At 72.9% G+C, this 24,002-nt stretch carries 23 protein-coding genes; 2 read left to right on the top strand and 21 right to left on the bottom strand.

What is annotated here, in order from left to right:
- Nucleotides 1-28 precede the first annotated feature (28 nt).
- Complete coding sequence (gene rpsB / locus OG802_RS25770) at nucleotides 29-982, bottom strand: 30S ribosomal protein S2 (protein WP_329414088.1); 954 nt, start codon at nucleotides 980-982, stop codon at nucleotides 29-31.
- A gap of 652 nt (nucleotides 983-1,634) precedes the next feature.
- On the opposite strand from rpsB, the gene OG802_RS25765 reads away from it, so the two are divergent.
- Nucleotides 1,635-2,099, top strand: coding sequence for a murein hydrolase activator EnvC family protein (locus tag OG802_RS25765; RefSeq protein WP_329414087.1), 465 nt, complete (start codon nucleotides 1,635-1,637; stop codon nucleotides 2,097-2,099).
- 820 nt (nucleotides 2,100-2,919) lie between these two features.
- Here the strand turns inward: OG802_RS25765 and OG802_RS25760 are convergent.
- The 17 genes from OG802_RS25760 to OG802_RS25680 form a co-directional block, all read right to left on the bottom strand.
- On the bottom strand, nucleotides 2,920-3,477 hold the full coding sequence (locus OG802_RS25760) for a TetR/AcrR family transcriptional regulator (protein ID WP_329417392.1): 558 nt from the start codon (nucleotides 3,475-3,477) through the stop codon (nucleotides 2,920-2,922).
- Between the two features lie 94 nt (nucleotides 3,478-3,571).
- Complete coding sequence (gene whiG, locus OG802_RS25755) at nucleotides 3,572-4,414, bottom strand: RNA polymerase sigma factor WhiG (protein ID WP_329414086.1); 843 nt, start codon at nucleotides 4,412-4,414, stop codon at nucleotides 3,572-3,574.
- Between the two features lie 262 nt (nucleotides 4,415-4,676).
- Complete coding sequence (gene dprA, locus OG802_RS25750; protein WP_329414083.1) at nucleotides 4,677-5,759, bottom strand: DNA-processing protein DprA; 1,083 nt, start codon at nucleotides 5,757-5,759, stop codon at nucleotides 4,677-4,679.
- A gap of 314 nt (nucleotides 5,760-6,073) precedes the next feature.
- The gene (locus tag OG802_RS25745) at nucleotides 6,074-7,699 is read right to left on the bottom strand and encodes a YifB family Mg chelatase-like AAA ATPase (protein WP_329414080.1); all 1,626 of its coding nucleotides are present in this window, start codon (nucleotides 7,697-7,699) and stop codon (nucleotides 6,074-6,076) included.
- A gap of 1 nt (nucleotide 7,700) precedes the next feature.
- Nucleotides 7,701-8,078, bottom strand: a complete 378-nt coding sequence (locus OG802_RS25740; RefSeq protein ID WP_329414078.1) for a YraN family protein — start codon at nucleotides 8,076-8,078, stop codon at nucleotides 7,701-7,703.
- A 126-nt stretch (nucleotides 8,079-8,204) separates the two neighbouring features.
- Nucleotides 8,205-8,513, bottom strand: a complete 309-nt coding sequence (locus OG802_RS25735) for a DUF2469 domain-containing protein (protein ID WP_055510545.1) — start codon at nucleotides 8,511-8,513, stop codon at nucleotides 8,205-8,207.
- A gap of 56 nt (nucleotides 8,514-8,569) precedes the next feature.
- The gene (locus OG802_RS25730) at nucleotides 8,570-9,100 is read right to left on the bottom strand and encodes an NUDIX hydrolase (RefSeq protein WP_329414076.1); all 531 of its coding nucleotides are present in this window, start codon (nucleotides 9,098-9,100) and stop codon (nucleotides 8,570-8,572) included.
- Nucleotides 9,090-9,863 carry a signal peptidase I gene (lepB, locus tag OG802_RS25725; protein ID WP_329414074.1) on the bottom strand — a complete coding sequence of 258 codons (774 nt, stop codon included), beginning with the start codon at nucleotides 9,861-9,863 and terminating at the stop codon, nucleotides 9,090-9,092. Before lepB (OG802_RS25725) ends, OG802_RS25730 begins: the two co-directional genes overlap by 11 nt.
- 110 nt (nucleotides 9,864-9,973) lie before the next feature.
- Entirely contained in the window at nucleotides 9,974-10,954 is a 981-nt protein-coding gene (gene lepB / locus OG802_RS25720; protein ID WP_329414072.1) for a signal peptidase I, read from the bottom strand.
- Complete coding sequence (lepB, locus tag OG802_RS25715; RefSeq protein WP_329414070.1) at nucleotides 10,842-11,939, bottom strand: signal peptidase I; 1,098 nt, start codon at nucleotides 11,937-11,939, stop codon at nucleotides 10,842-10,844. The genes lepB (OG802_RS25720) and lepB (OG802_RS25715) overlap by 113 nt, the downstream gene beginning before the upstream one ends.
- The gene (gene lepB / locus OG802_RS25710; protein WP_329414067.1) at nucleotides 11,932-12,657 is read right to left on the bottom strand and encodes a signal peptidase I; all 726 of its coding nucleotides are present in this window, start codon (nucleotides 12,655-12,657) and stop codon (nucleotides 11,932-11,934) included. The genes lepB (OG802_RS25715) and lepB (OG802_RS25710) overlap by 8 nt, the downstream gene beginning before the upstream one ends.
- A gap of 45 nt (nucleotides 12,658-12,702) precedes the next feature.
- Nucleotides 12,703-13,053, bottom strand: coding sequence for a 50S ribosomal protein L19 (gene rplS, locus OG802_RS25705; RefSeq protein WP_030943163.1), 351 nt, complete (start codon nucleotides 13,051-13,053; stop codon nucleotides 12,703-12,705).
- A 137-nt stretch (nucleotides 13,054-13,190) separates the two neighbouring features.
- Nucleotides 13,191-14,024, bottom strand: a complete 834-nt coding sequence (trmD, locus tag OG802_RS25700; RefSeq protein WP_329414064.1) for a tRNA (guanosine(37)-N1)-methyltransferase TrmD — start codon at nucleotides 14,022-14,024, stop codon at nucleotides 13,191-13,193.
- On the bottom strand, nucleotides 14,024-14,602 hold the full coding sequence (gene rimM / locus OG802_RS25695) for a ribosome maturation factor RimM (RefSeq protein WP_329414061.1): 579 nt from the start codon (nucleotides 14,600-14,602) through the stop codon (nucleotides 14,024-14,026). Before rimM ends, trmD begins: the two co-directional genes overlap by 1 nt.
- A 158-nt stretch (nucleotides 14,603-14,760) precedes the next feature.
- Entirely contained in the window at nucleotides 14,761-15,000 is a 240-nt protein-coding gene (locus tag OG802_RS25690; RefSeq protein ID WP_005479813.1) for an RNA-binding protein, read from the bottom strand.
- A gap of 5 nt (nucleotides 15,001-15,005) precedes the next feature.
- The gene (gene rpsP, locus OG802_RS25685; RefSeq protein ID WP_329414059.1) at nucleotides 15,006-15,428 is read right to left on the bottom strand and encodes a 30S ribosomal protein S16; all 423 of its coding nucleotides are present in this window, start codon (nucleotides 15,426-15,428) and stop codon (nucleotides 15,006-15,008) included.
- 336 nt (nucleotides 15,429-15,764) lie between these two features.
- Nucleotides 15,765-16,361 (bottom strand): hypothetical protein, encoded by a 597-nt coding sequence (locus OG802_RS25680; RefSeq protein ID WP_069773287.1) that lies wholly within the window; start codon nucleotides 16,359-16,361, stop codon nucleotides 15,765-15,767.
- A gap of 563 nt (nucleotides 16,362-16,924) precedes the next feature.
- On the opposite strand from OG802_RS25680, the gene OG802_RS25675 reads away from it, so the two are divergent.
- A complete protein-coding gene (locus tag OG802_RS25675) occupies nucleotides 16,925-17,791 on the top strand; it encodes a class I SAM-dependent methyltransferase (protein ID WP_329414057.1) in 867 nt (288 codons plus the stop codon).
- Nucleotides 17,792-17,831: 40 nt separating this feature from the next.
- Here the strand turns inward: OG802_RS25675 and ftsH are convergent, their stop codons facing one another.
- The 3 genes from ftsH to OG802_RS25660 all read right to left on the bottom strand — a co-directional run bounded on the left by ftsH (nucleotide 17,832) and on the right by OG802_RS25660 (nucleotide 23,978).
- On the bottom strand, nucleotides 17,832-19,772 hold the full coding sequence (gene ftsH, locus OG802_RS25670) for an ATP-dependent zinc metalloprotease FtsH (RefSeq protein ID WP_329414054.1): 1,941 nt from the start codon (nucleotides 19,770-19,772) through the stop codon (nucleotides 17,832-17,834).
- An 87-nt stretch (nucleotides 19,773-19,859) separates the two neighbouring features.
- On the bottom strand, nucleotides 19,860-21,410 hold the full coding sequence (gene ffh / locus OG802_RS25665; protein WP_329414052.1) for a signal recognition particle protein: 1,551 nt from the start codon (nucleotides 21,408-21,410) through the stop codon (nucleotides 19,860-19,862).
- Between the two features lie 120 nt (nucleotides 21,411-21,530).
- Nucleotides 21,531-23,978 carry a [protein-PII] uridylyltransferase gene (locus OG802_RS25660; protein ID WP_329414049.1) on the bottom strand — a complete coding sequence of 816 codons (2,448 nt, stop codon included), beginning with the start codon at nucleotides 23,976-23,978 and terminating at the stop codon, nucleotides 21,531-21,533.
- Nucleotides 23,979-24,002 lie beyond the last annotated feature (24 nt).

The following is a 24,002-nucleotide window of genomic DNA, read 5'->3' as shown; positions in this document are numbered from 1 at the left end:
ACGGCGACCGCACGGCTCACGGCCTGGATCAGGCCTGCTCGCCCTCGGCGGCCGGAGCGGCCTCGGCGGCGGGAGCCTCGGCCGGGGCCTCGGTCTCGGCGGCCGGAGCCTCGGCAGCGGGGGCCTCGGCAGCGGCCTCGGCGGCGGGGGCCTCGGCAGCGGCCTCGGCGGGCTTCTCGGCGGCGTCCGCGCTGTCGGCGTCGGCCTTCTTCTCGCCCTCGAGGAGGTCGCGCTCCCACTCGGCCAGCGGCTCGCTCGCGGCCTTCTCGCCCTTGTCGCCGGTGGCGACGCCGGAACGGGAGATGAGGCCCTCGGCGACGGCGTCGGCGATCACGCGGGTGAGCAGGGTGACGGAGCGGATCGCGTCGTCGTTGCCCGGGATCTTGTAGTCGACCTCGTCGGGGTCGCAGTTGGTGTCGAGGATGGCGACGACCGGGATGTTGAGCTTCCGGGCCTCGCCGACCGCGATGTGCTCCTTCTTGGTGTCCACGATCCAGACGGCGCTGGGCACCTTGGACATCTCGCGGATACCACCGAGGGTCTTCTCGAGCTTGGCCTTCTCACGCGAGAGGACCAGGAGCTCCTTCTTCGTCAGACCCGAGGCGGCGACGTCCTCGAAGTCGATGAGCTCGAGCTCCTTGAGGCGCTGAAGGCGCTTGTAGACGGTCGAGAAGTTGGTGAGCATGCCGCCCAGCCAGCGCTGGTTGACGTAGGGCATGCCGACGCGGGTGGCCTGCTCGGCGATGGCCTCCTGCGCCTGCTTCTTCGTGCCGACGAACATGACCGTGCCGCCGTGGGCGACGGTCTCCTTGACGAACTCGTAGGCGCGGTCGATGTACGACAGCGACTGGAGCAGGTCGATGATGTAGATGCCGTTGCGCTCGGTGAAGATGAAGCGCTTCATCTTCGGGTTCCAGCGACGGGTCTGGTGACCGAAGTGGACGCCGCTTTCCAGCAGCTCCCGCATCGTGACGACGGCCATGGCCGTTCTCCTCGTTTTTCTCGGTTGTGCCGCGGGTGCCGGACGGCTCCCGCGCCTGACGCCCGCGATGCGCCGAGCCACTGAGGACCGAGGGGCGCGAGTACCGGGAGACCGGCCGGAACCGGTCCCCGTTACCGGGGCGTGCGAAGTCGACCCGGTGACCCGGATCGCCAGTAGAAGTGTACGGGACCCGGGGGGCACCGGGTGACGCCGCTGTCCACAACCGGGCGGCGGTCCACAGGTCCGGGCGGTGCCGGGCGGGATGCGCGACGGTTCCCGCATGCACGTGAAGCGACTTCTCCGCGGCCTGGCGCCGCTGCTGATCCTTTCGGTGCCGGCGACCCCCGGCTGGGCGACCCCGCCGCCACCGCCCCACGCCTCCGCACCCCCGCCGGGCCTCACGGCTCCCTCTCCCCCACCGGCATCTGCCTTCCCCACTCCCTCGTCGGCCCCGCCCGCCTCGCCGACCTCGCGCGCCCCCACAGCCCCAGGAACCCCGTCCACCCCGGCCACACCCGCCCCACCGGCCGCACCGGCCGCACCGGTCCCTCAGGACTCGACTGCTCCGGCCACCCCGGCAGGACCAGCGGCCCCTTCGGATCCGGACGCCCCGGACGCCCCGGACGCCCCGGACGCCCCGGCTCCGGACGTCGTGGCCGTCCCCGCGGTGGCCCGGGTCTGGCCGGTGGGCTCGCGCCCGCGGGTGGTGCGCGGCTGGGAGCCGCCGACGACGCCGTACGCCCGCGGTCACCGCGGGGTGGACCTGGCGGCGGCGCCGGGGACCCCTGTGCGGGCGGTGGCCGCCGGCCGGGTGTCCTTCGCCGGGCGGGTGGCGGGCAGGGGCGTCGTGGCGGTGGAACTCGCGGACACGGGCGAGCCGCCGCTGCGCACCACGTACGAGCCGGTGGCCGCGTCGGTGCACGCGGGCGACCGGGTGGTCGCGGGCCAGGTCGTCGGCACGGTCGAACCGGCGGGCTCGCACTGCGCCGGCGGCTGCCTGCACTGGGGTCTGCTGAGAGGCGAGACCTACCTGGACCCGCTCTCCCTGCTGCCACCCTGGCTGAGGCGCAGCCTCCCGGCCCGTCTCCTCCCGGTCCTCGGCGTCCCCCTGCCCTGAGCCCGACACCGCCGCCCGGCCCGCGGTGCGCCTCTCGCACGGACCACGAGCCCGCCCCTGCCACGTCCGGCCTGCGAGCGCGGGCCCGGGGGCACGGCGCGTGAGCCCGACCCTGCCGCCTCCGGCCTCCGGCCTGCGGGCATGAGGGCACGAGGGGCGTGCGAGCCCCACCCTGCCGTCTCCGGCCTGCGGGCGCGAGGGCGCGGGGGGCGTGCAAGCCCCGCCCTGCCGTCTCCGGCCTGCGGGCACGAGGGCACGAGGGCACGAGGGGCGTGCGAGCCCCACCCTGCCGTCTCCGGCCTGCGGGCACGAGAGGGCGCGAGGGGCGTGCGAGCCCCGCCCTGCCGTCTCCGGCCTGCGGGCACGAGAGGGCGCGAGGGCGCGAGGGGCGTGCGAGCCCGACCCTGCCGTCTCCGGCCGCGGGCACCTGCCGCATGGGGGGCGAACCTCCGCCGCCCCAGGGCTGCGCGTGCGGGCCTGGCGGGGCAGCCCGCCTTCCCCTGCTGCCCTGACCGCGAGCCTCCGCCGGCAGCGATGCACCAGGCCCGGCGTCGCCGCCGCCACCCCACGGCCCCCTGCCATGGGCGGCGTGCACCGGCCGCCGCCTCCAGTCTGCGGGGCGGTGGGGCGGCGAGGCGTGCAAGCGCGACTCCGCCGCCTCCGGGCTGCGGGCACCTGCCGTGTGGGACGCGAACCCGAATCTGCGGCGCGTCCGGCCCTCTGCTCCGGCCCCTGAACGCCTGCCATGACCCCTTGCCATGGGCAAGGGGTCATGGCCAACGGGCCATGGGCAGGGGGCCGGGTGCGGTCGGACGGGGTTTCAGCTGCCGACTCCGTGCAGGGCCATCGCCACCGCCGCGTCGGTGATCGCCTCGGGTTCTTCGGCGGCCCCGAGTTCGATGCGCCGCACCGCCGCGTCGACGACGCCCTGGAGGAGCATGGCCGTCAGCCGGGGCTGTGTGTGGCCCAGGTCGGCCAGCGCCTCCCCGATCATCGCCACCAGGGCGCCGTGCGCCGCGCGGATCTTCTCCCGGGCGCCGGCGTCCAGTTCGCTCGCCGAGATGGCCACGACGGCCCGGTGCCGCCGGTCCCCGACCAGCGCGAGCTGACCGCGGACGTAGGCCTCGACCTTGGCCTGCGCGCCGTCGGCCGCGGCCATCGCCGCCTCGACCTCCGCCGTCCACAGGGGGAAGTCGACCGCGCACAACTCCTCGACCACGGCGGCCCGCGACCGGAAGTACTCGTACACGGACGAGCGCGCGAGGCCCGTCCGCTCGGCGAGGGCCGGGAAGGTCAGCGCTTCCGTCCCGCCCTCGGACAACAGGGTGCGCGCCGCGTCCAGGAGGGCTGCACGCTGCATCGACCGGTGCTCGGCCACGGAGGCCGCTCGAATCCTTGGCACGTCGTCCACTTTACGGACGCGTCGCCCCCGACGGGAGTGACGCCGACGAGGTCCGTGTCGTCGGCGCAGGTCAGCGTCCGAAGCTCGCCAGTTTCGCGCGCAGCTGGAGCACGGACTTGGTGTGGATCTGGCTGACCCTGCTCTCGGTCACGCCCAGCACGTTGCCGATCTCGGCGAGCGTCAGCCCCTCGTAGTAGTACAGCGTGACGACCGTCTTCTCCCGGTCGGGCAGCGTGTTGATCGCCCGGGCCAGGAACCTCCGCAGCTCGCGGTCCTCGGCCACCTCCACCGGGTTGTCGGCGGCGGTGTCCTCCAGCGTGTCCATGAAGCTGAGGCCGTCGCCGTCGTCGCCTCCGACGTGCAGCAGCTCCTCCAGCGCCACCACGTTGGCCAGCGACAACTGGCTGAAGACGGCGTGCAGTTCCTCGACGGCGATGCCCAGTTCGGCGGCCACCTCGTACTCGGTGGGCGTCCGCCGCAGCCGGGCCTCCAGCGTCGCGTAGGCCCGCTCCACGTTGCGGGCCTTCTGCCGCACCGACCTCGGGATCCAGTCCAGCGCCCGCAGTTCGTCGATCATCGCGCCCCGGATCCGGGTGATCGCGTACGTCTCGAACTTGATCTCCCGGTCGACGTCGAACTTCTCGATCGCGTCGATCAGCCCGAAGACCCCCGAGGAGACGAAGTCGGCCTGTTCCACGTTGGGCGGCAGACCGACGCTCACCCTCCCCGCCACGTACTTCACCAGCGGCGAGTAGTGCAGGATCAGCTGTTCGCGCAGCCGCTCGTCGCCTGTCGCCTTGTACGACCGCCACAGCTCGTCGAGCGTCGAGGGAGCGGGCGGCCGCACGCTGCCACCGTCACGGGCGGCTGGGGGGATCGCCGCCCGGTCGGACCCGGAGGTGTGCTGGGGCATTCGTCGCCTTGTGCCGTTCTGCCGTGAAGTGCGTGAGGTCGGTACCGCGTGGTGCAGTGGTCCGGTCTGTGCCGGAATCCACGTGAGCGTAGCGTGACTGAGGTGTCGCGGTGAGCGAAGGGCGTGCCCGGACCGGTACGCAGATACGTTCCGCTGAACGCTCTCCGGAGTCACGGCGGTCGCTGCGGGTGACGGTCGGGTGGGTCAACTGCCTGAATTCTCAAGGCTTTCGACGTTCCCCCGGACGGCCGAACCCCCCGGGTCAACATCGTGGCCGGCCTCCTCGAACGGAGACCATCGCCTGGCGTGTCAACTTCCAGCAGTCGCCGTGTCGTTCGACGTAGCCGAGCGCCCGGAGCTCGTACAGCCGGGCGATCGCGTCGTCCGGTGTGGTGCCCGCCTCCCGGGCGATCTCGTGCGGGGAGGCGGGCCGCCGGGCGGGGAGGGCGGCCAGGACCCGGCGGGCGCCCGGCTCCAGCAGGTCGCGCGGCAGCTGCGGCCCGCGCCGGTCCGGGGCCAGCTCCCCCATGTTCCCGACGAGTTCGACGACCTCCGCCGCGTCGGTGACCAGCACCGCCTCGCCCCGCAGCAGTTCGTGCACCCCGGCGGACAGCCCGCTGGTGGCGGGCCCGGGCACGCCCATGGTGTGCCGGCCCAGCCGTTGCGCCGCCCTCGCGGTGACCAGTGAGCCGCTGCGGTAGGCGGCCTCGACGACGACCGTGCCCCTGGTGAGGGCGGCGATCACCCGGTTGCGCTGGATGAACCTGGCGGGCGTGGGATGGTCGCCCGGCGGCAACTCCCCCACCACCAGACCCTGTTGCGCGATCCGGCCGATCAACTCCGTGTGGCCGCTCGGGTAGGGCCGGTCGACCCCGCAGGCCAGAACGGCGACGGTCGCGCCACCCGCGCCGAGGGCGCCCCGGTGGGCCGCGCCGTCGACCCCGTAGGCCCCGCCGGACACGACCACCCACCCTCGTTCGGCGAGGCCGCAGGCCAGGGTGGCGGCCATGTGGGCGCCGTACTCGGTGCAGGCACGGGCCCCGACCACGGCGACCGACCGCAGCGCCCACATGCGCAGGCTGGGCCGCCCGCGCACCCACAGCCCGAGCGGCCGGGCGTCCCCGAGTTCGTCCAGCGTGCCCGGCCACTCGGCGTCGCCGGGACAGACGTAGCGGACCCCTGCTTCCCGGGCGACGGCGAGATCGCGCCGGGGGTCGGCCTGCTCGGCCCGCGCGAGCAGCCCGGCCCAGCGTCGGGCGGTCACCCCGGGCAGCGGCTCCCCGTCACCGCGCAGCCGGCGCACCACCTCCCGCACGCCCCGTTCCCGCACCCACTGACCGCTCACCTCGTCCCCGGGCTCGACGACCCTCCCGAGGAAGACCCGGGCGAGCCGCTCCTCGTCCCGAGATCCTTCGTCCGCGGGTCCTTCGTCCCAACCCTCACCGTCGGGACGATCGCCGTCCGACGGACGGTGGGCCGGAGAACCGTGGGTCGGAGAACTCTGGGTCGGAAAAGCCTGGGCCGGAGAACCGGAAGCCGGGGAACCGTGGGCCGGAGAAGTCCGCGACGGAAGACCGTGGGCCGGAGAACCGTGAGCCGGAGGGTCGTAGGTCGAGGGGTGGTCGGGCCGGGAGCTGTCGTGGCGGGGGCCGTCGGCCGTCATGTCAGCGCTCCCAGGGCCATGGGGACACCGCGTGGCACCCCTGTGCGCAGTTGCAGGGCGAGGGCGACGTCCATGGCGTCCGGCCGGTCGTGGCCGACGAGGTCGGCGACGGTCCAGGCGACGCGCAACACCCGGTCGAGGCCCCGCGCCGTCAGCACCCCGCGCTCCAGGTTGCGTTCGGCCTCGTCCATGGCTCCCGTCGCGGCGTGCCAGCGGTTGCGCAGTTCACGGCCCGGCACTTCGCTGTTGGTCCGCCACGGCGTCCCCGCCAGCCGGGCCGACGCCCGCTCGCGGGCGGCCCGGACCCGGTCGGCGACGGTCCGGGTGGACTCGCCGCCCGGGCCCCGGTGGGCCAGCTCGGCGCGGCCGACCGGGTCGACCTCGACGCGCAGGTCGACCCGGTCGAGCAGCGGGCCGGACAGGCGGGCCTGGTAGCGGCGGATCGCGGAGGGCGAGCACTCGCACAGGGTGTCGCGCTGCGAGAAGCGGCCGCACGGGCACGGGTTGGCGGCGAGCACCATCAGGAACCGTGCCGGGAAGCGCACCACGCCCGCGCTGCGCGCGATCACCACGTGGCCCGCCTCCAGCGGCTGGCGCAGGGCGTCGAGGGCGTGACTGCCGAATTCCGGTGTCTCGTCGAGGAAGAGCACCCCTCGGTGGGCCAGTGAGACGGCGCCGGGCCGGGCGACACCGGGGCCGCCTCCGACCAGCGACTGCATCGTGGCCGAGTGGTGCGGCGCGCAGTAGGGGGGCACGTCGATGAGGGGCTTGCCCGGTGGCAGCAGCCCGGCCACCGAGTGCACGGCCGTGACCTCCAGCGACTCCTGCCTGCCGAGCCGGGGCAGCACCGCCGGCAGGCGTTCCGCGAGCATGGTCTTGCCCGCTCCCGGGGGGCCTTCCAGGAAGAGGTGGTGGCCGCCGGCCGCGGCGACCGCGACGGCGGTGCGCGCCGAGCGCTGTCCGACCACGTCCGCGAGGTCGTGCCCCTGGTCCTGCTGGGCGGCGCCCATGCCGTGCATTCCGGTGGCCGCGCCGGAGCCGGGCATCCGCAGCCCGGCCAGGAGCGGATCGGGGCGGCCCGCCTCGTCCGGCTCCTCCTCGGGCACCGGCTCGTCGGCGAGGACGGCGATCAGCTGGCGCAGGCTGCGCACGCCGAGCACGGAGACGCCCGGCACCAGCGAGGCCTCGGCGGCGGCGCATTCGGGCACGACCACCTGTTCGTATCCGGCGTCGGCCGCGGCGAGCACCGCGGGCAGGATGCCGCGGACCGGGCGCACCCGGCCGTCCAGACCCAGTTCCCCGATCATCACGATGTCGGCGAGCACCCTGGGGTCGATGCGTTCGGCCGCGCCGAGCACGGCACAAGCGACTGCGAGATCGAAGCCCGACCCTCCTTTGGGGACGGAGGCCGGGCTGAGGCCGACCGTGAGCTTCTTCTGCGGCCACTCGGCGCTGGAGTTCACGACCGCCGCCCGTACCCGGTCCCGGCTCTCGCTCAGGCTCTTGTCCGGCAGCCCCACCAGGGTGAACGCCGCCACTCCGGGCTCCAGGTCGGCCTGGACCTCGACGACGACTCCCTCGACGCCGACCAGCGCCACCGAGCACGTACGCGCGAACCCCATCTCAGGCCACCCCCCGCGCGTGCTCGACGACGGGCGCTCCGCGGCGGGGCAGGACCACGCCGACGAGGTCGATGCGGACGCCGCCCGGCGGGGCTCCCCCGTGCGCCTGGATCCATCGCGCGGCGAGCGCGAGGAGTCGTCGCGCCTTCTGCGGCGTCACCGCGGCCATCGGGTGCTGGAACGCGCCGCCCCTGCGGGTCTTCACCTCGCAGACGACCAGGACGTCGCCGTCCCGGGCGACGATGTCGATCTCGCCGGTCCTGCCGCAGCGCCAGTTGCGCTCCAGGACGGTCATGCCGGCCGCGGCGAGCCGTCGTGCGGCCAGGTCCTCGCCGTACCTGCCGAGTGCTCCTCGGGCCAGATCCGTGTTCGTGCTCATGTGGGCACCACCTCCGGCACCCACGCTCACGCATCCGCCGCCACCGAAAAGATCTTGGTGGACAACCCGGCGGCTGTGGAAAACCCCGTCACCCGCACGGGCGGCGCTGCGGGCGGTATGCGGGACTCAGCTGCTCGGAAGCTCCAGATCGCTCTTGTTTAGCTCCTCGATGTTCACGTCCTTGAACGTGAGCACCCGCACCTGCTTCACGAACCGGGCCGGCCGGTACATGTCCCAAACCCAGGCGTCGGCCATCGACACCTCGAAGAACACCTCGCCCTGGACCGAGTGCACCTGCATCTCGTAGTCGTTGGTGAGGTAGAAACGCCGCTCGGTCTCGATCACGTATTTGAACAGACCGACGACGTCGCGGTACTCCCGGTAGAGCTTCAGCTCCATCTCGGTCTCGTACTTCTCGAGGTCCTCGGCGCTCATGGCATGTTCCCCTTCAGCCGTGCGATCTCCCCATTGTGCGCCAGTCCCGCGCGCCCCTAGACGATTTCCGTGTCCAGGGTCACCGGCCCGGCGGGGAGACCGTCGTCGAGCAGCGTGCGCAGCAGCTCGGCGAGTCTGGTCGGATACACCGTCTCATGTGCCCGGGCCAGTTCCCGACACGTCCACCAACGCGATCCGGCGACGCTGCGGCGCTCCAGCTCGGTCAGGGCCGTCGCCCCGGTCGCCGTGCCCGTCGTACGGGCCAGGAAGTACCACTCGTCCTGGTCCCAGCGACGGCCGGCGAAGGGGAACGAGCACACGCGCCGCCACAGCACCGGGCCCAGCTCGACCTCGGTGATGCCGGTCTCCTCGGCGAGTTCGCGCAGGGCGGCCTCCGCACGGGTCTCGTCGCCCTCGACACCGCCGCCGGGCGTGAACCACCAGTCGTCGGAGGGGTCGTCCGGCTCATGGCCGTGCAGCAGCAGGATGCGGTCCTGCGGGTCGAGGAGCACGACCCGGGCGACCTTGCGCAGCCCGTCCCCGGCGGAGGCGGCGCCGGCCGGCCCGTCCGCCGTCTCAGCGGGCACCGGCGGCCTCCGGCCGGGCGCGGCGGCCCGAGGTCCGCTTGGCGATCGGGCCGTACGCGCCGCCGCCGAGCACCAGGACCGCCCCGGCGACGATCAGCCAGCCGATCGTGCCCAGCGGACCGGGCCGGGAGAGCGCGCCGAGGGTCTCGAAGCCGGTGGGCCGCTTCAGCATGCCGTTCATCGGCCAGACGACGGCGTCGACGCGGGCCTTGACGGCGGTGCGCGCGACGGTTCCCTGCGCCGCGTCGGTGAGGTGGGCGGTGGAGTCCAGGGAGCCCTCCCGCTCGTCGCCGAGCAGGAACAGCCGGCCGTCCGGGACCTTCACGGTCGGGATGTTCTTGTTCTCGGCCAGGCTGCCGGCGGGAAGATACGGTTCTTCGATCTGCTTGCCGTTGACGGTCAGCTTGCCGTCGGTGCAGCAGGAGACCGTGTCGCCGCCGACGGCGACCACCCGCTTGACCACGGGCGCGTCGCTGACCCAGGTCTTGTCGGTGAAGACGACCACGTCCCCGCGGCGCACCTCGCCGCCGTCGACGCGCTCGGCCAGCACCCGGTCGCCGGCGGCGATCGTCGGGCTCATGGAGCTGGTGGGCACGGTGTACGGCCGGTAGACCAGGGCGCCCCAGCCGAATCCGCCGAGGAACAGCACGAGGCCCAGCGCGACGGCCAGACCGGACAGACGTTGTCCGGTCCGGCTGCCCACCGGGCCACTGCTGGTGCCGCCGCTGCGCGGGGCCGTACGTGTAGTGCTCTCGCCACCCATGGATCCGCACCCTACCCGGCGGTACCGAGCCGGGTCAGCCCTTCACCCCAGGACTTCCCCGGCCCCGTCCACAAGCTTGGGAAAGGGTTTGCACGGCGGAGAGGGGGAGGTCAGCGGGTCCCGGCGGTCCGCTCGCGCCGACGACGCCACAGGACGACCGGTACGGCGCCGGCCAGGGCGAGACCGCCGGGGGCGGCCGTCAGCGCCGCGGAGGCCGCGGACTGGTCGTTCAGGCCGGTCTGGTCGAAGGTGTCCGGCACCGGCAGCGTGCCCCAGTGGCTGATCGGCCAGGCCTTGACGATGGCGCGTCCGACGACCTGGTCGACGGGGACCATGCCGTGGTTCTTGTCGGACTGGTTGTAGCGCGAGTCGCGCGAGTTCTGCCGGTGGTCGCCCATCACCCAGACGTAGCCCTTGGGGACCTTCACCGAGAACTGGCCGCCCTGGTCGTCCTGGCTGCACGGGGTGTTGCCGGGGTAGACGTACGGCTCGTTCAGCGCCTTGCCGTTGACCGTGAGCGGGCCCGTGCCCTTGCAGGAGACCGTGTCGCCGCCGACGCCGATGACCCGCTTGATCAGGTCCTTCTCCTCCGCGGACGGCATCAGGCCGATCCAGCTGAGGACGGTCTGGAAGGCGTTCGGCTCGGCCGGGTTCTCGCCCGCCAGCCAGTCGTCGGGGTCGTGGAAGACGACGACCTCGCCGCGCTCCGGCTCGGAGCCGAACCACGGGGTCAGTTTGTCCACGAGGACCCGGTCGCCGATCTTCAGCGTGTTCTCCATCGACGCCGACGGGATGGAGAACGCCTGCACCAGGAACGTCTTGATCAGCAGCGCCAGGACGAGCGCGATGCCGATCAGGATCGGCAGCTCCTTCCAGAAGGAGCGGGGCTTCTTCGCCTTCGGCGCCGTGCCGCCCGATCCCTCGCCGCCGGTCCGCGGCGGCTCGCTCGACGGCGGGCCGTCACCTCCGGTCGCAGGGTCACTCCCGGAGGTCACGCCGTCGTCCGGCGCCGGATCGGCGGCTTCCACGGGGTGTCCGCGGTGTTCCTCGCCGTCGTGCCCGGACCGTGCGCCAACCGCCACATCCCCCACGCCAACTCCTCACTCTGTGCCGCTGCCTGCGCCACGTACGACGCAGACCCACCACTCCCATAACGAGCGGGAGTTCCGCAGGGCTCGGGAGTTGCCGGACCGATCCGTTCGGATCGCCGGTAGCAACACTATGCGACAGCCGGGGCGACGCGGTCGCCCCGGCGGCCGAGGCGGTCACGGACGAGAAAGTTTGCGGTTCCTTGAGGCGCACCCAGTGCCCCAGCGGCCAGGCGATGACCATGGCCCGGCCCACCACCTCGTCCTCCGAGACGGTGCCGCCGTAGTCGGTGTTCTGGTGGAACCGGGAGTCGGCCGAGTTGGCCCGGTGGTCGCCCATCACCCACAGCCGGCCGGGCGGGACGGTGATGTCGAACGGGGTGCTGGAGGGCGCGTTGCCGGGGTACAGATACGACCCCTCCTCCAGGGGAGCGCCGTTGACGGTCACCCGGCCCTGGGCGTCGCAGCACACGACGCGGTCGCCGCCCACTCCGACGACCCGCTTGATGAGGTCCTTCTCGTTGTCGGAGGGCAGCAGACCGATGAAGGTGAGTCCTTCCTTGATCTGCTTGACGACGACCGGGTCCTTCTTCTTGACGGTGGTCTGCTCGTCGTTCAGCCAGCCGCCCGGGTCCTTGAACACGACGACGTCCCCGCGCTCGGGCTTCGAGCCGAACCACGGGGTGAACTTGTCGACCAGGACGCGGTCGCCGATCTGGATCGTCTGCTCCATGGAACCCGAGGGGATCACGAAGGCCTGGACGAGGAACGTCTTCAGGACGAGGGCGATCAGCACGGCGACGCCGACCAGCAGCGGGATCTCCCGGACGGCCGACCGCCTGCGCTTGCGCTTGACCTTGCGCTGAAGCTTGCGCCGCTCCGCGCGCGAGCGTCCGCCGCCGGGGCTCGCGGCGCGCCGTGAGCCGGTGGGCAGCAGGTTGTCCGCCGGGGACGCGGACACGCCGCGCGGTCTGCCGCGGTTACCCATGGGCGCCCTCCGGGCCGGGCACGCGCGCGTAGGCACCCGGACGGGACAGCCGGGTCAGGTGTGCGTAGGGCCAGACGATCCAGTCGGCGCGGCCGACCACGTCACCGACGGGGATCATGCCGCCGCCCGGTGAGCCGAGGTGGTTCCGCGAGTCGCTGGAGCGGGCGCGGTGGTCGCCGAGGACGAAGAGCCTGCCGTCGGGGACGACGACGTCGAAGCCGACCGTGGACGGGCTGTCACCGGGATACAGGAACGTCGACTCGTCGACCGACCGGCCGTTCACCTGGATCCTCCCCTCCTTGTCGCAGCAGACCACGTGGTCTCCCCCTACCCCCACGACGCGCTTGACGTAGTCGGAGTTCCCGAAGTAGCCGGTGCCGTCGAACACGACGACGTCGCCGCGCCGGGGGGCGGCACCGAAACGGTACGCCAACTTATTTACGAGAACCCGGTCCCCGATCCTCAATCCGTTCTCCATGGATCCGCTGGGAATCTGGAACGGCTGTGCCACGAAAGCGTTGACGGCGAGCAGGAACACCAGGCAGACCAGCAGCGTCAGGCTGACCCGGCCGCCGGGGAGCCACCGGGCGAGACGCGCCGCGAACGCGAAACGCGACCGGCCCTCCGGTCCCTCCGGGCCCGGGGTCTCCTGGGAGACGCCGGGTGCGGAAGGGCGGGAGGAGCGGTCGCGCTCCGTCGGCTGAGCTTCGGTGTCCATCGGGGCCAGATGGTATCCGGCCCCTCTGTGAACCCCGGAAGGCGCTCAGTTGTCGCGCTTCTCCTTGATCTTCGCGGCCTTGCCGCGCAGCTCACGGAGGTAGTAGAGCTTGGCGCGACGCACGTCGCCGCGGGTCACGAGCTCGATCTTCTCGACGATCGGGGTGTGCACCGGGAAGGTGCGCTCCACGCCCACGGAGAAGGAGACCTTGCGGACCGTGAAGGTCTCGCGGACACCGGCGCCCTGACGGCGGATGACGACGCCCTTGAACTGCTGCACACGGGAGCGGTTGCCCTCGATGACGCGGACGTGGACGTTGACGGTGTCGCCCGGGCGGAAGGCCGGGACGTCGCTGCGCAGCGACGCTGCGTCGACGGTGTCGAGAAGGTGAGACATTTCGTCTGCTTTCTTCGCTGATGCCACAGGTCATCAACGGAACTAGAAGTTCGGGGATTGAGTGCCGTGTGCCCGTCGAGGCGGGCGTCGTGTCCCCCTGTGGCAGGGGCGCACACCGGACGGCGCACAACAGCGACCTATTGTTCCACGCCGCCGGTCCTGCGCCAAAATCGACCGTGGGGCGAGCCCTCGGGGTCGGGTGTCCAGCCCAGGATGGAGAGCATCTCGCGGTCCTTCTTGTCGAAGGCCTCCGGCGGGCAGCGCTCTATCAGGTCGGGCCGGTTGGCGGTGGTGCGGCGCAGCGCCTCGTCGCGCCGCCAGCGGGCGATTTTGCCGTGGTGCCCGCTGATCAGCACCTCCGGGATCTCCCGGCCGCGCCAGGCGGGCGGCTTGGTGTAGACGGGGCCTTCCAGGAGGTTGGCCATGGCGCCGGGGGCGAAGGAGTCGTCGCGGTGGGACTCGGCGTTGCCGAGCACGCCGGGCAGCAGCCGGGCCACCGCCTCGGTGACGACCAGTACGGCGGCCTCCCCGCCGGCCAGCACGTAGTCGCCGATGGAGACCTCGTAGACGGGGAGCCTGGTGGCGTACTCGTCGACGATGCGCCGGTCGATGCCCTCGTAGCGGGCCGGCGTGAAGATGAGCCAGGGGCGCTCGGAGAGCTCGACGGCCAGTTCCTGGGTGAAGGGGCGTCCGCTCGGCGTCGGGACGACGATCGCCGGGGCGTGCGCGCCGGTCTCGTAACCGTCGGCCAGGACGGAGTCGAGGGCGTCGCCCCAGGGGTCGGTCTTCATGACCATGCCGGGGCCGCCGCCGTACGGAGTGTCGTCGACCGTGTTGTGCCGGTCGTACGTCCATTCCCGCAGGTCGTGCACGCGCACGTCGAGCTGCCCGCGCGCGCGGGCCTTGCCGACGAGGGAGACGTTCAGCGGCTCCAGGTACTCGGGGAAGATCGTGACGACGTCGAGGCGCATCAGGACCCGTCCTCGGTCGCGTCCTCGGTCGCGTCCTCGGCCGCGTCGCGGGAGGAGGCGATCTCGGCGCGGTCGTCGATCAGGCCGGGCGGCGGGTCGATGACCGCCCGCTGCTCCTCCAGGTCGATCTCGGTGACGATCGACTCGACGAACGGGATCATCACCTCGCTGCCGTCGGGCCGCTCGACGATGAAGAGGTCCTGGGAGGGGAGGTGGGAGATCTCGGTGATCCGGCCGACCTCCTCGCCGTCCTTGGTGACGACGTCCAGGTCCATCAGCTGGTGGTCGTAGTACTCGTCCTCCTCCTCGGGCAGCGCCTCGGGGTCGACCTCGGCGATGAGGAGCGTGTTGCGCAGGGCTTCGGCGGCGTTGCGGTCGCGGACGCCCTCGAAGCGCAGGAGGAGACGGCCGCTGTGCACCCGGCCGGTCTCGATGGTCAGCGGGCCGGTCGAGGCCGGGTCCGTGGACAGGACGGCGCCGGGCGCGAGCCGCAGTTCCGGCTCGTCGGTGCGTACCTCGACGGTGACCTCGCCCTTGATGCCGTGGGCGCGGCCGATCCGTGCGACTACGAGCTGCACTTCTCAAGATCTCCTGTCGTGCCTGTCGTGCCTGTCGGTGCCGGCGATGCGCGGGGGCACGAGTACGTCGTACCTGCGGGGGTGCGGGTGCCGGAACGACTGCGGGCCGGGGAAGGCCGAGTGGCCCTCCCCGGCCCGAGCCGGTGCTGCGAAACGCGTCAGCGGACGTGATCCACGTCGACGAGGTCGACGCGGACGCCCCGGCCGCCGATGGCGCCCACGACGGTGCGCAGAGCGCGCGCGGTGCGGCCGTTGCGGCCGATCACCTTGCCGAGGTCGTCCGGGTGGACCCGGACCTCGAGCACGCGCCCGCGGCGCAGGTCGCGCGAGGCGACCTGCACATCGTCGGGGTTGTCGACGATGCCCTTCACGAGGTGCTCAAGCGCCTCTTCGAGCATGGTGCTCAGGCCTCGGTCGACTCGGAGGACTCGGCGGCAGCCTCGTCCTTCTTCTCGGCCTTCTTCTTCTGGGTGATCGCCTCACCCTTGCCCGAGTCGTCGCCACCGAGGGCCTCGAACACCGGGCGGGCCTTCTTCGGCTCGGCGACGAGCAGCGGCGCCGGGGCGGGCTCGCCCTTGAACTTCTGCCAGTCGCCGGTCTTCTTCAGGATGGCGAGGACGGGCTCGGTCGGCTGCGCGCCGACACCCAGCCAGTACGCCACACGGTCGGCGTCCACCTCGATGATCGACGGGTGGTACGTCGGCTGGTACTTGCCGATCTCCTCGATCGCACGACCGTCACGACGGGTACGGGAGTCGGCGACGACGATGCGGTAGTGAGGCGAACGGATCTTGCCCAGACGCTTCAGCTTGATCTTGACTGCCACTGGAGTGGGTTCTCCTGGTTTTGACGTGATTGGGCACGGCGAAGTTGCCGCGTGGGGTTGCGGTACCCGAGTGCCCGATGGACGCGTCAGCCGGAGGAGAGAGGGGTCCTGTGCGACTGTCGAGTACAGCTTGCCATTGTGCCACACCCCGCGGGGCGCCTCGGGCCGAGGTCCCGTCGGCGGCCGCCCGGCCCCGGCCGGGCACGCCGCGGGGGCGTCCGGCGCCGCGGACGCCTGCCGTGTGCGTGGCCGGAGCCGTGAGGCCCCGGCCGCGCCCGCCCGTGCCGCCTGGCCGTCGACCGGCAGCCACGAGATGCCGGTGCCGGGCCGCCCGGGTTACGCCGCGCCGGCGATCTCCGGGATCCGGAACGGCTTGCCGCAGCCCCCGCACACGATCGGCGCCTGGGCCAGGACCGAGGGCACGACCCGTACGTTGCGCCCGCAGTCGCAGACGGCCTTGACCCGGACGCCTCCGCCCGAGGAGCCGTGCCGGGCCGCCGGACCGCGGAAGGTGCGGGCGGTGTCCGCGGAGGTGGCCGCCGTGTGGGCCTTCAGGGCCCGCTGGAGGCGCTCGATCGTCGGCCGGTAGCGGCGCTTGGCCTCGGGGTTGAGCGTCACCAGCGAGAACCCGCTGCTGGGATGCGGCTCCTCGGGGTGGTCCAGCCCCAGCTCCTCGGCGATCGCGAGGAACCGGCGGTTGTGGTAGCGGCCCGCGCGGGAGGTGTCGCGGACGCCGCGGGCGGCGGCGATGCCATGGACTGCCTCATGGAGCAGTCGCTCGAAGGAGAGCTCGTGACCGCAGGCGGACGACGACTCCCCGATCAGGGACTCTGGCGCGGCGAGATCCGGCAGCTCGGGGTGGTACCGCTGAATGTCGGCCCACGCCTCTGCCAGCTCTGCGGCGAGAACTGGTGGTGTCTGTGTCGTGCTCACGTAATGACAACGAGCGGGGGTGCCCTCGTGTTCCTATTCCGGGGCATCCCAAATAATTTGCACGTACCCGTCAGTCGGTACTGATGCGTCCGGACGAGGGCGGGTGCGCTGATCTGCGGAGAAGCCTCACAGCTCATACCAAGCTGGTGCGTAGGCCGCGCTACGACCCGGCGCGTAGGCCGGGTCCGCACGCCGGGGCGCGGTTGTTCCGAGGGGCGCAAGGGGCCTTTCGGACGCTCTCGCCGGCGAAGGGCGCTGCTTCGGTAAGCGCGTGCGACGACCGTGACGTTACCGCGACCGTCCTCGCCGTCCGGCACCGGGCCGCCGACGGACGCCCGGCGAGGGCGGGAGCCTCGGCCACGGCCGCGATGGTACGGCCCCGCGTTGCCGGGATGTGAATTCTCGCCACAGGCACATGCCGTCCCCAACCGGGGCACCGCAACCCCTGGACGCGGCCGCAGACGGGGAGTTACCTGGCATACGGGAGCGGTGCGAGGGCACTGCACGGGGGCCCACCTGAGCGAGTCGAGCGGCAGACTCACGGCGGATTGGGGCGCTTTTCCATGACACCTGTGCTCGTGCGACGGAACCTGGCTCACGCGGGGCCGGCGCCCCGCGCTGATCTGGGCGCCCGCGCGCGTGACTGGTCCGAGATCCAGGAACGGATGCTGGTTCCGCTCTACGAGGCGGTCCACGAACGACTGGACGTGGGGCCGGGCACCCGGCTCCTGTCCCTCGGCTGCGGCTCCGGGCTCGCCCTGGTGATGGCGGCCTCCGCGGGCGCGGCCTTCACGGGCGTCGAGCCGGCCTCCCCCGCCCGGCTGGCCCTCGCCCGCGAGCGGCTGCTCGGCGAGAACCCGGGGGCACGCGCGCGTGCGGGCGTCCGGCTCACGGACCGCCTGCCCGTGGCGTCCGCGGACCGGCCGGGCGGACAGCCGTCCGCGTACACGGCGATCACGGCCTTCGAGCCGATCGGGCGCGTGGCGGGCGACGCGGAGGAACTGGCCGGGACGCTGGCGGCCGCGACGCCGCTCGCCCGGCGCGGCGCGCCGGTGGTGCTGGTGGGCTGGGGCCCGCCCGAGCGCTGCGCCACCACGGCGGTGCTGCGGGTCGCGGCCAAGGCGGCCGACCAGGACCGCGGCACGGTCCGTCTGCGTCCGGCGGTCCGCGACGAACTGGAGGACGTAGCCCGGCGGGCCGGACTGCGGCCTGACGGCTCGGGACGGGTGGCCTGCCCGTTCGGGTACGCCGGCCTGGACAGCGCCCTCAAGGGGCTGCTCTCCACGGGCCTGTTCGACGCGGCGGTCGCGGCGACCGACCAGGCGCAGGTCGACAAGGAGGTCACGGAGGCGCTGCACCCGTACCTGCGGCCGGACGGGACGGTGTGGATGCCGAACGTGTTCCGGTACCTGATCGCCCGTACCCCCTGACGCGCGTGCGCGTCCGGGGCCGCGGGCCGGGTCGCGGCCGTCAGAACTGCGCGTCGGTCTTGGTCAGCCGGGAGATGCCGACGATCCGGTACGCGTCCGCCTCCTCCAGCGTCTCGTGTTCCAGCAGCGCCTGGGCGAGGGCGTCCAACTGCCCCCGGTGGTCGCGGAGTTTGCGGCAGGCCTCCTCGTAGCACTCGTCGACGAGGCGGCGCATCTCGCTGTCGATGGCGTCGAGGGTGGCCGGTGCGGCGGCGAGGCCGTAGGCCTGCTGGGCGTCGCCGGGCAGGGCGGACAGGCGGCCGACCCGTTCGCTCATGCCCCAGCGCGCCACCATCCCGCGCGCGATGTTGGTGACCTGTTCCAGGTCGTTCTCGGCGCCGGTGGTGACGACGTCGTACACGACCTGCTCGGCCGCCATGCCGCCGAGGGCGCCGATGATCCGGCCGCGCAGGTACTCCTCGGAGTGCGCGTACCGCTCGACCTCGGGGGTCGACATGGTGACCCCGAGGGATCGGCCGCGCGGCACGATGGTGACCTTGCGGACCGGGTCGGCGCCGGGTTGCAGCATGCCGAGGAGGGCGTGGCCGCTCTCGTGGAAGGCGGTGCGCCGGCGGTCCTCCTCGGGCATGACCAGGGTGCGCTCCGCGCCGAGCTGCACCTTCTCCAGCGCCTCGGACAGGTCGGACTGCGTCACCTGCTCCTGTTTGCGCTTGACGGCGAGGAGCGCGGCCTCGTTGGCGAGATTGGCCAGATCCGCTCCCGTCATGCCGGGGGTGGTCCGGGCCACCCGGGTCAGGTCCACGTCGGGCGCGAGCGGGATGTCGCGGGTGTGGATGGCGAGGATGGCCTCGCGTCCGGCGCGGTCCGGCGGGGAGACGCTGACCACCCGGTCGAAGCGGCCGGGCCGGGTCAGTGCCGGGTCGAGGATGTCGGCGCGGTTGGTCGCCGCGATGACGACGACGCCCTCGGAGCCGGTGAAGCCGTCCATCTCGGTGAGGATCTGGTTCAGGGTCTGCTCGCGCTCGTCGTGGCCGCTCACCGAGGCGCCGCCGCTGCGGGCCCGCCCGATGGTGTCGATCTCGTCGATGAAGATGATCGACGGCGCCACCTTGCGGGCCTCGGCGAACAGTTCACGGACCCGGGACGCGCCGACGCCGACGATCATCTCGATGAACTCCGACGCCGAGGCGGAGAAGAACGGCACGCCGGCCTCACCCGCCACCGCCCGTGCCAGCAGGGTCTTGCCGGTGCCGGGCGAGCCGGCCAGCAGCACGCCGCGGGGCATCTTCGCGCCCATCCGGCGGTACCGCTCGGGGTGTTCGAGGAAGTCGACGACGTCGTCCAGCTCGCCCTTGACCTCGTCGATCCCGGCGACGTCGGCGAAGGTGGTGCGCCGGCCGTCGGGCCGCAGTTCCACCGGCTTGGGCGGGGTCTTGCGCCCGAGCATGCCGCCCGCGCCGCCGAGGCCGCCGCCGAGTCGCCGGGCGAAGAAGATCCACAGGGCCGCCAGCAGCACGATCGGCGCCAGCGAGAGCAGGACGTTGGACAGCAGGCTGCGCTGCTGCACGACCGGGCGCGCGGTCACGGTGACGTCCTGGCGGTCCAGGCTCCGCCAGAGGTCGTCGTCGGCGAAGGCCGGGCGCTGGGTCTTGAAGGTGGTGTACTGGCCGCCGCCGTCGGGGTCGTCGCGCGCCTTCTTCAGGCGACCCTGGATGGCGTCGCCCTTGGAGTAGATCTTCTCGACGTTGCCCGAGTCGACCTGTCTGCTGAACTCCGTGTAGGAGATCGTCGGTTCGTCTCCCCCGCCGAGGTAGTTCAGCCCGATGTAGGCCAGCAGGAAGACGATCACCGCGGTTATGGCCAGCCCCCACCAGCGGCCCCGCGGTCTCCTGCCGTCCGGGGATCGCTGCCGGTCGTCCGGGGTGCCCTCGGTTCGCCACGGCTTGTCGGGGGCCTTGCGCGCCGGAGCGGCATTGCTCATATCTGGACGTTACGGCAGAGCGCGCGCTACGGCATGCGCTGAGGGCGCCCTCCGGTGCGGAGAGCGCCCTCATGGCCTTGCGGGGCCTCAGCCCATGAACTTCTTGAACTCGTCCGGCAGCTCGAAGTCCTGCGCGCCCTGCTGGGGCAGACCGAGCGCGTTGCCGCCCTGGGCCTGGGCCTCGCGCCGCCGGGCCGCCTCCAGCTCCTGCTGCTTGCGCTTCATCGGGTTGCCGGAGCGCTGCTTGCCCTTGGCCTGCTTGGGCTGCTTCTTGGTCCGGCCGGCGCCGCCGCCCATGCCCGGCATCCCCGGCATTCCGGGCATGCCGCCGCCCTGGGCCATGCGGGACATCATCTTGCGGGCCTCGAAGAACCGCTCGACCAGCCCCTTCACGGCGCTGACCTCGACGCCGGAGCCCTTGGCGATACGGGCGCGGCGCGAGCCGTTGATGATCGTCGGGTCCTGGCGCTCGCCCGGGGTCATCGACTTGATGATGGCGGCCGTGCGGTCGACGTCGCGCTCGTCGAGGTTGGCGATCTGGTCCTTGATCTGGCCCATGCCGGGCAGCATGCCGAGCAGCTTGGAGATGCTGCCCATCTTCCTGACCTGTTCCATCTGGGCCAGGAAGTCGTCCAGGGTGAAGTCCTGGCCCTTCTTGGACGCCAGCTTGGAGGCCATTTTCTCGGCCTCTTCCTGACTGAACGTCTTCTCCGCCTGCTCGATCAGGGTGAGCAGGTCGCCCATGTCGAGGATGCGGGAGGCCATCCGGTCGGGGTGGAACGCGTCGAACTCGTCGAGCTTCTCGCCGTTGGAGGCGAACATGATCGGCTTGCCGGTCACCGAGGCGATCGACAGGGCCGCGCCGCCGCGGGCGTCGCCGTCGAGCTTCGACAGCACGACGCCGTCGAAGCCGACGCCGTCGCGGAAGGCCTCGGCGGTGTTGACCGCGTCCTGGCCGATCATCGCGTCGACGACGAAGAGGATCTCGTCGGGCGAGACGGCGTCGCGGATGTCGGCGGCCTGGCGCATCAGCTCGGCGTCGATGCCGAGGCGGCCGGCGGTGTCCACGATCACGATGTCGTGGACCTTGGACTTCGCGAACTCGATGGAGTCCTTCGCGACCTGGACCGGGTCGCCCACGCCGTTGCCCGGCTGCGGGGCGTAGACCGCGACGCCGGCGCGCTCGGCGACGACGCTGAGCTGGTTGACGGCGTTGGGGCGCTGGAGGTCGCAGGCGACGAGCAGCGGCGAGTGGCCCTGCTCCTTCAGCCAGCGGCCGAGCTTGCCCGCGAGGGTGGTCTTGCCGGCGCCCTGGAGGCCGGCCAGCATGATCACCGTGGGCGGCTGCTTGGCGAAGCGCAGCCGGCGCGTCTCGCCGCCGAGGATCGTGACGAGTTCGTCGTTGACGATCTTCAGGACCTGCTGGGCGGGGTTCAGCGCCTTGGAGACCTCGGCGCCGAGGGCCCGCTCCTTGACGTTCTTGATGAAGGTGCGGACGACCGGCAGGGCGACGTCGGCCTCGAGGAGCGCGATGCGGATCTCGCGCGCCGTGGCGTCGATGTCCGCTTCGCTCAGGCGCCCCTTGCCGCGCAAGTTCTTGAAGGTCGCTGAGAGGCGATCGGAGAGAGTATCGAACACGGCGGCGTCGGTCCTCGGAGTCGGGGGCAGTCTGAGCGTCTTCCAGGGTATCCGGCCGCGCAAGACATTCGTCCCCGCCTGTCGCATTCGGCGACGGGGACGACGCGCGCGCCGCCGTGCTCACGCCCGCAGCGCCTCCTCCAGCTTGCGGGTGACGGAGGCCGCCTCGTCGGCGGGCAGGGGCGCGCCGTCGGCGCCGGTGACGTAGAAGGCGTCGACGGCGTTGGCGCCGAGGGTGGAGACGTGCATGCTGCGCACGTGCAGGCCCTCGTCCTCCAGGGCCTGTCCGATGCGGAACAGCAGGCCCGGCGCGTCCTGGGCGCGCACCTCGATGACGGTGGCGTGCCGGGAGGCGGCGGAGGCGACGGTCACGCGCGAGGGCGGCGGCACCACGCCGCGGCGGCGGGGGTAGGCGGCGTCGCGTTCGGCGAGCCGGCCGGCGATGTCCAGCGAGCCGTCGAGGGCACGGACGAGGTCGGCGCGGAGCCGGGTGGCCTGGGGAAGCGAGCCGTACTCGGCGGCGACGCGCCAGTTCAGCAGCAGGACGGAGCCGTCGACCCCGGTGGGCAGGTCCAGGGCGCGCAGTTCGGCGGTGCGCACGGTGAGCCGGTGCACGGCGAGCACGCCGGCCACCGCGGGCAGCACGCCGGCCTGGTCGGGCACCGCGATGAGCAGTTCCACGCCGAGCGGTTCGGGGTCGCCGGCCGGCCCGTCCTCGGCGGGCGGCTCGGTCTGGGCGTGCAGGGACAGCACCGGGCCGCCGGTGGCGATCGCCTCGATGGCGAGCCGCTCCTGCTCGGCGGTGGGCGCGGCGGCGTCGGGCTCGTCGGGCTCGTCCCCGGCGAGGACCGCCGCGACCCGCTTGACCAGGTCCGTCACGAGCGAACCGCGCCAGGAGGACCAGGCGGCGGGCCCGGTGGCGAGCGCGTCGGCCTCGGTGAGCGCGTGCAGCAGCTCCAGGGTGCTCTGCGAGCCGACGGCGTCGGCGACCGAGCGGACCGTGGCCGGGTCCTCCAGGTCGCGCCGGGTGGCCGTCTCGACGAGCAGCAGGTGGTGCCGGACGAGGCAGGACAGCACGGCCGCGTCGGCGCGGTCGAAGCCGATGCGGGCGGCGACGTCCTTGGCGATGATCTCGCCCGCCACGGAGTGGTCGCCGGGCCAGCCCTTGCCGATGTCGTGCAGCAGCGCGGCGACCAGGAGGAGGTCGGGGCGGCCGACGCGGCGGGTGAACTCGGAGGCGCGCACGGCCGTCTCGATGAGGTGCCGGTCGACGGTCCAGATGTGCACGGCGTTGCGCTGCGGGCGGCAGCGCACCCGCTCCCAGTCGGGCAGCAGCCGGGTGATCAGGCCGTCGGCCTCCAGCGCCTCCCAGACGTCGACGGTGGGCGGGCCGGAGCCGAGCAGGGTGACGAGCTGCTCACGGGCCTCGGCGGGCCAGGGTGTGGGCAGCGGGCGCACGGTCGCGGCGAGGCGGCGGACGGCGTGCAGGGAGAGCGGGAGGCCGGCCTGGGCGGCGGCGGCCGCGGCGCGCAGCGGGAGCACGGGGTCGCGTTCGGGGCGTGCGGCGCGGGCGAGCACCACTTCGCCGTCCTGCTCCACGACGCCCTCGGCCAGCGGCGACCGCTCGGGCGCGGGCTTGCCGCCGCCCACCAGTCTGCGCAGCCGCGGCCGTACGGCGCGCGAGCGCAGGACGCGCCCCACCTCGCGCCAGGTGACGTCGCTGGCGTACGAGATGACGCGTGCCGCCTCGTACACCTGCCGCAGCAGGGCGTCGGCGTCCAGCAGGCCCAGCTCGGCGGCGACCTGGTCCTGTTCCTGGAGGGCGAGCCGGTCGGTGGCGCGGCCGGTGGCGAGGTGGAGGGCGTCGCGTACGTCGAGGAGGCGGCGGCGGGCGTCGTCGAGGCCCTCGCGGGGCGCGTCCGCCAGCCAGGAGGCGGCGACGGCGCGCAGCGCGGTGGCGTCCCGCAGCCCGCCGCGCGCCTCCTTGAGGTCGGGTTCCAGCAGGTACTGGAGTTCGCCCTGGCGCTCGGCGCGCTCGGCGCACAGTTCCTGGAGTTCGGGCAGACGCCTGGGCGCCTGGTTGCGCCAGTCGGCGAGGACCGAGGTCCGCAGCCCGGCGGTGAGGCCGAGGTCGCCGGCGAGGTGGCGGGCGTCCAGCAGGCCGAGCTGGACCTTGAGGTCCTCCCCGGCGGTCCTGCGGGCCTCGGCCGGGGTGCGGACGGAGTGGTCGAGGGCGAGGCCCAGGTCCCAGACGGGGTACCAGAGCCGGTCGGCCAGGGCCGCGACCGCCTTGGTGTCGCCGCCGTCGTGCAGCAGGAGGAGGTCGAGGTCGCTGCGCGGGGACAGCTCGCCGCGCCCGTAGCCGCCGACGGCGACCAGGGACACGCCCTTCAGGTCCTCGGAGCCGGCGGCGAACAGGCCGGCCAGCCATTCGTCGGTCAGTTCGGCGAGGGCCGCACGGCGCGGCGGCCCGGACCGCGCCCCCTCGGTGAGGAGGCGCAGCCGGGCCGCCGCGTAGCCGCTGGGTCCCGAGTCCTCTGCATCCTTGCGCACGTTCGTACTCGTCACCCAGCGACTCCTGTTCTGTTCTGC

It is taken from the genome of Streptomyces sp. NBC_00704 (genome assembly GCF_036226605.1).
Classification (GTDB): domain Bacteria; phylum Actinomycetota; class Actinomycetes; order Streptomycetales; family Streptomycetaceae; genus Streptomyces.
The sequence above is the reverse complement of the archived record's forward strand: the minus strand, read 5'-3'. Positions and strand labels throughout refer to the sequence as shown.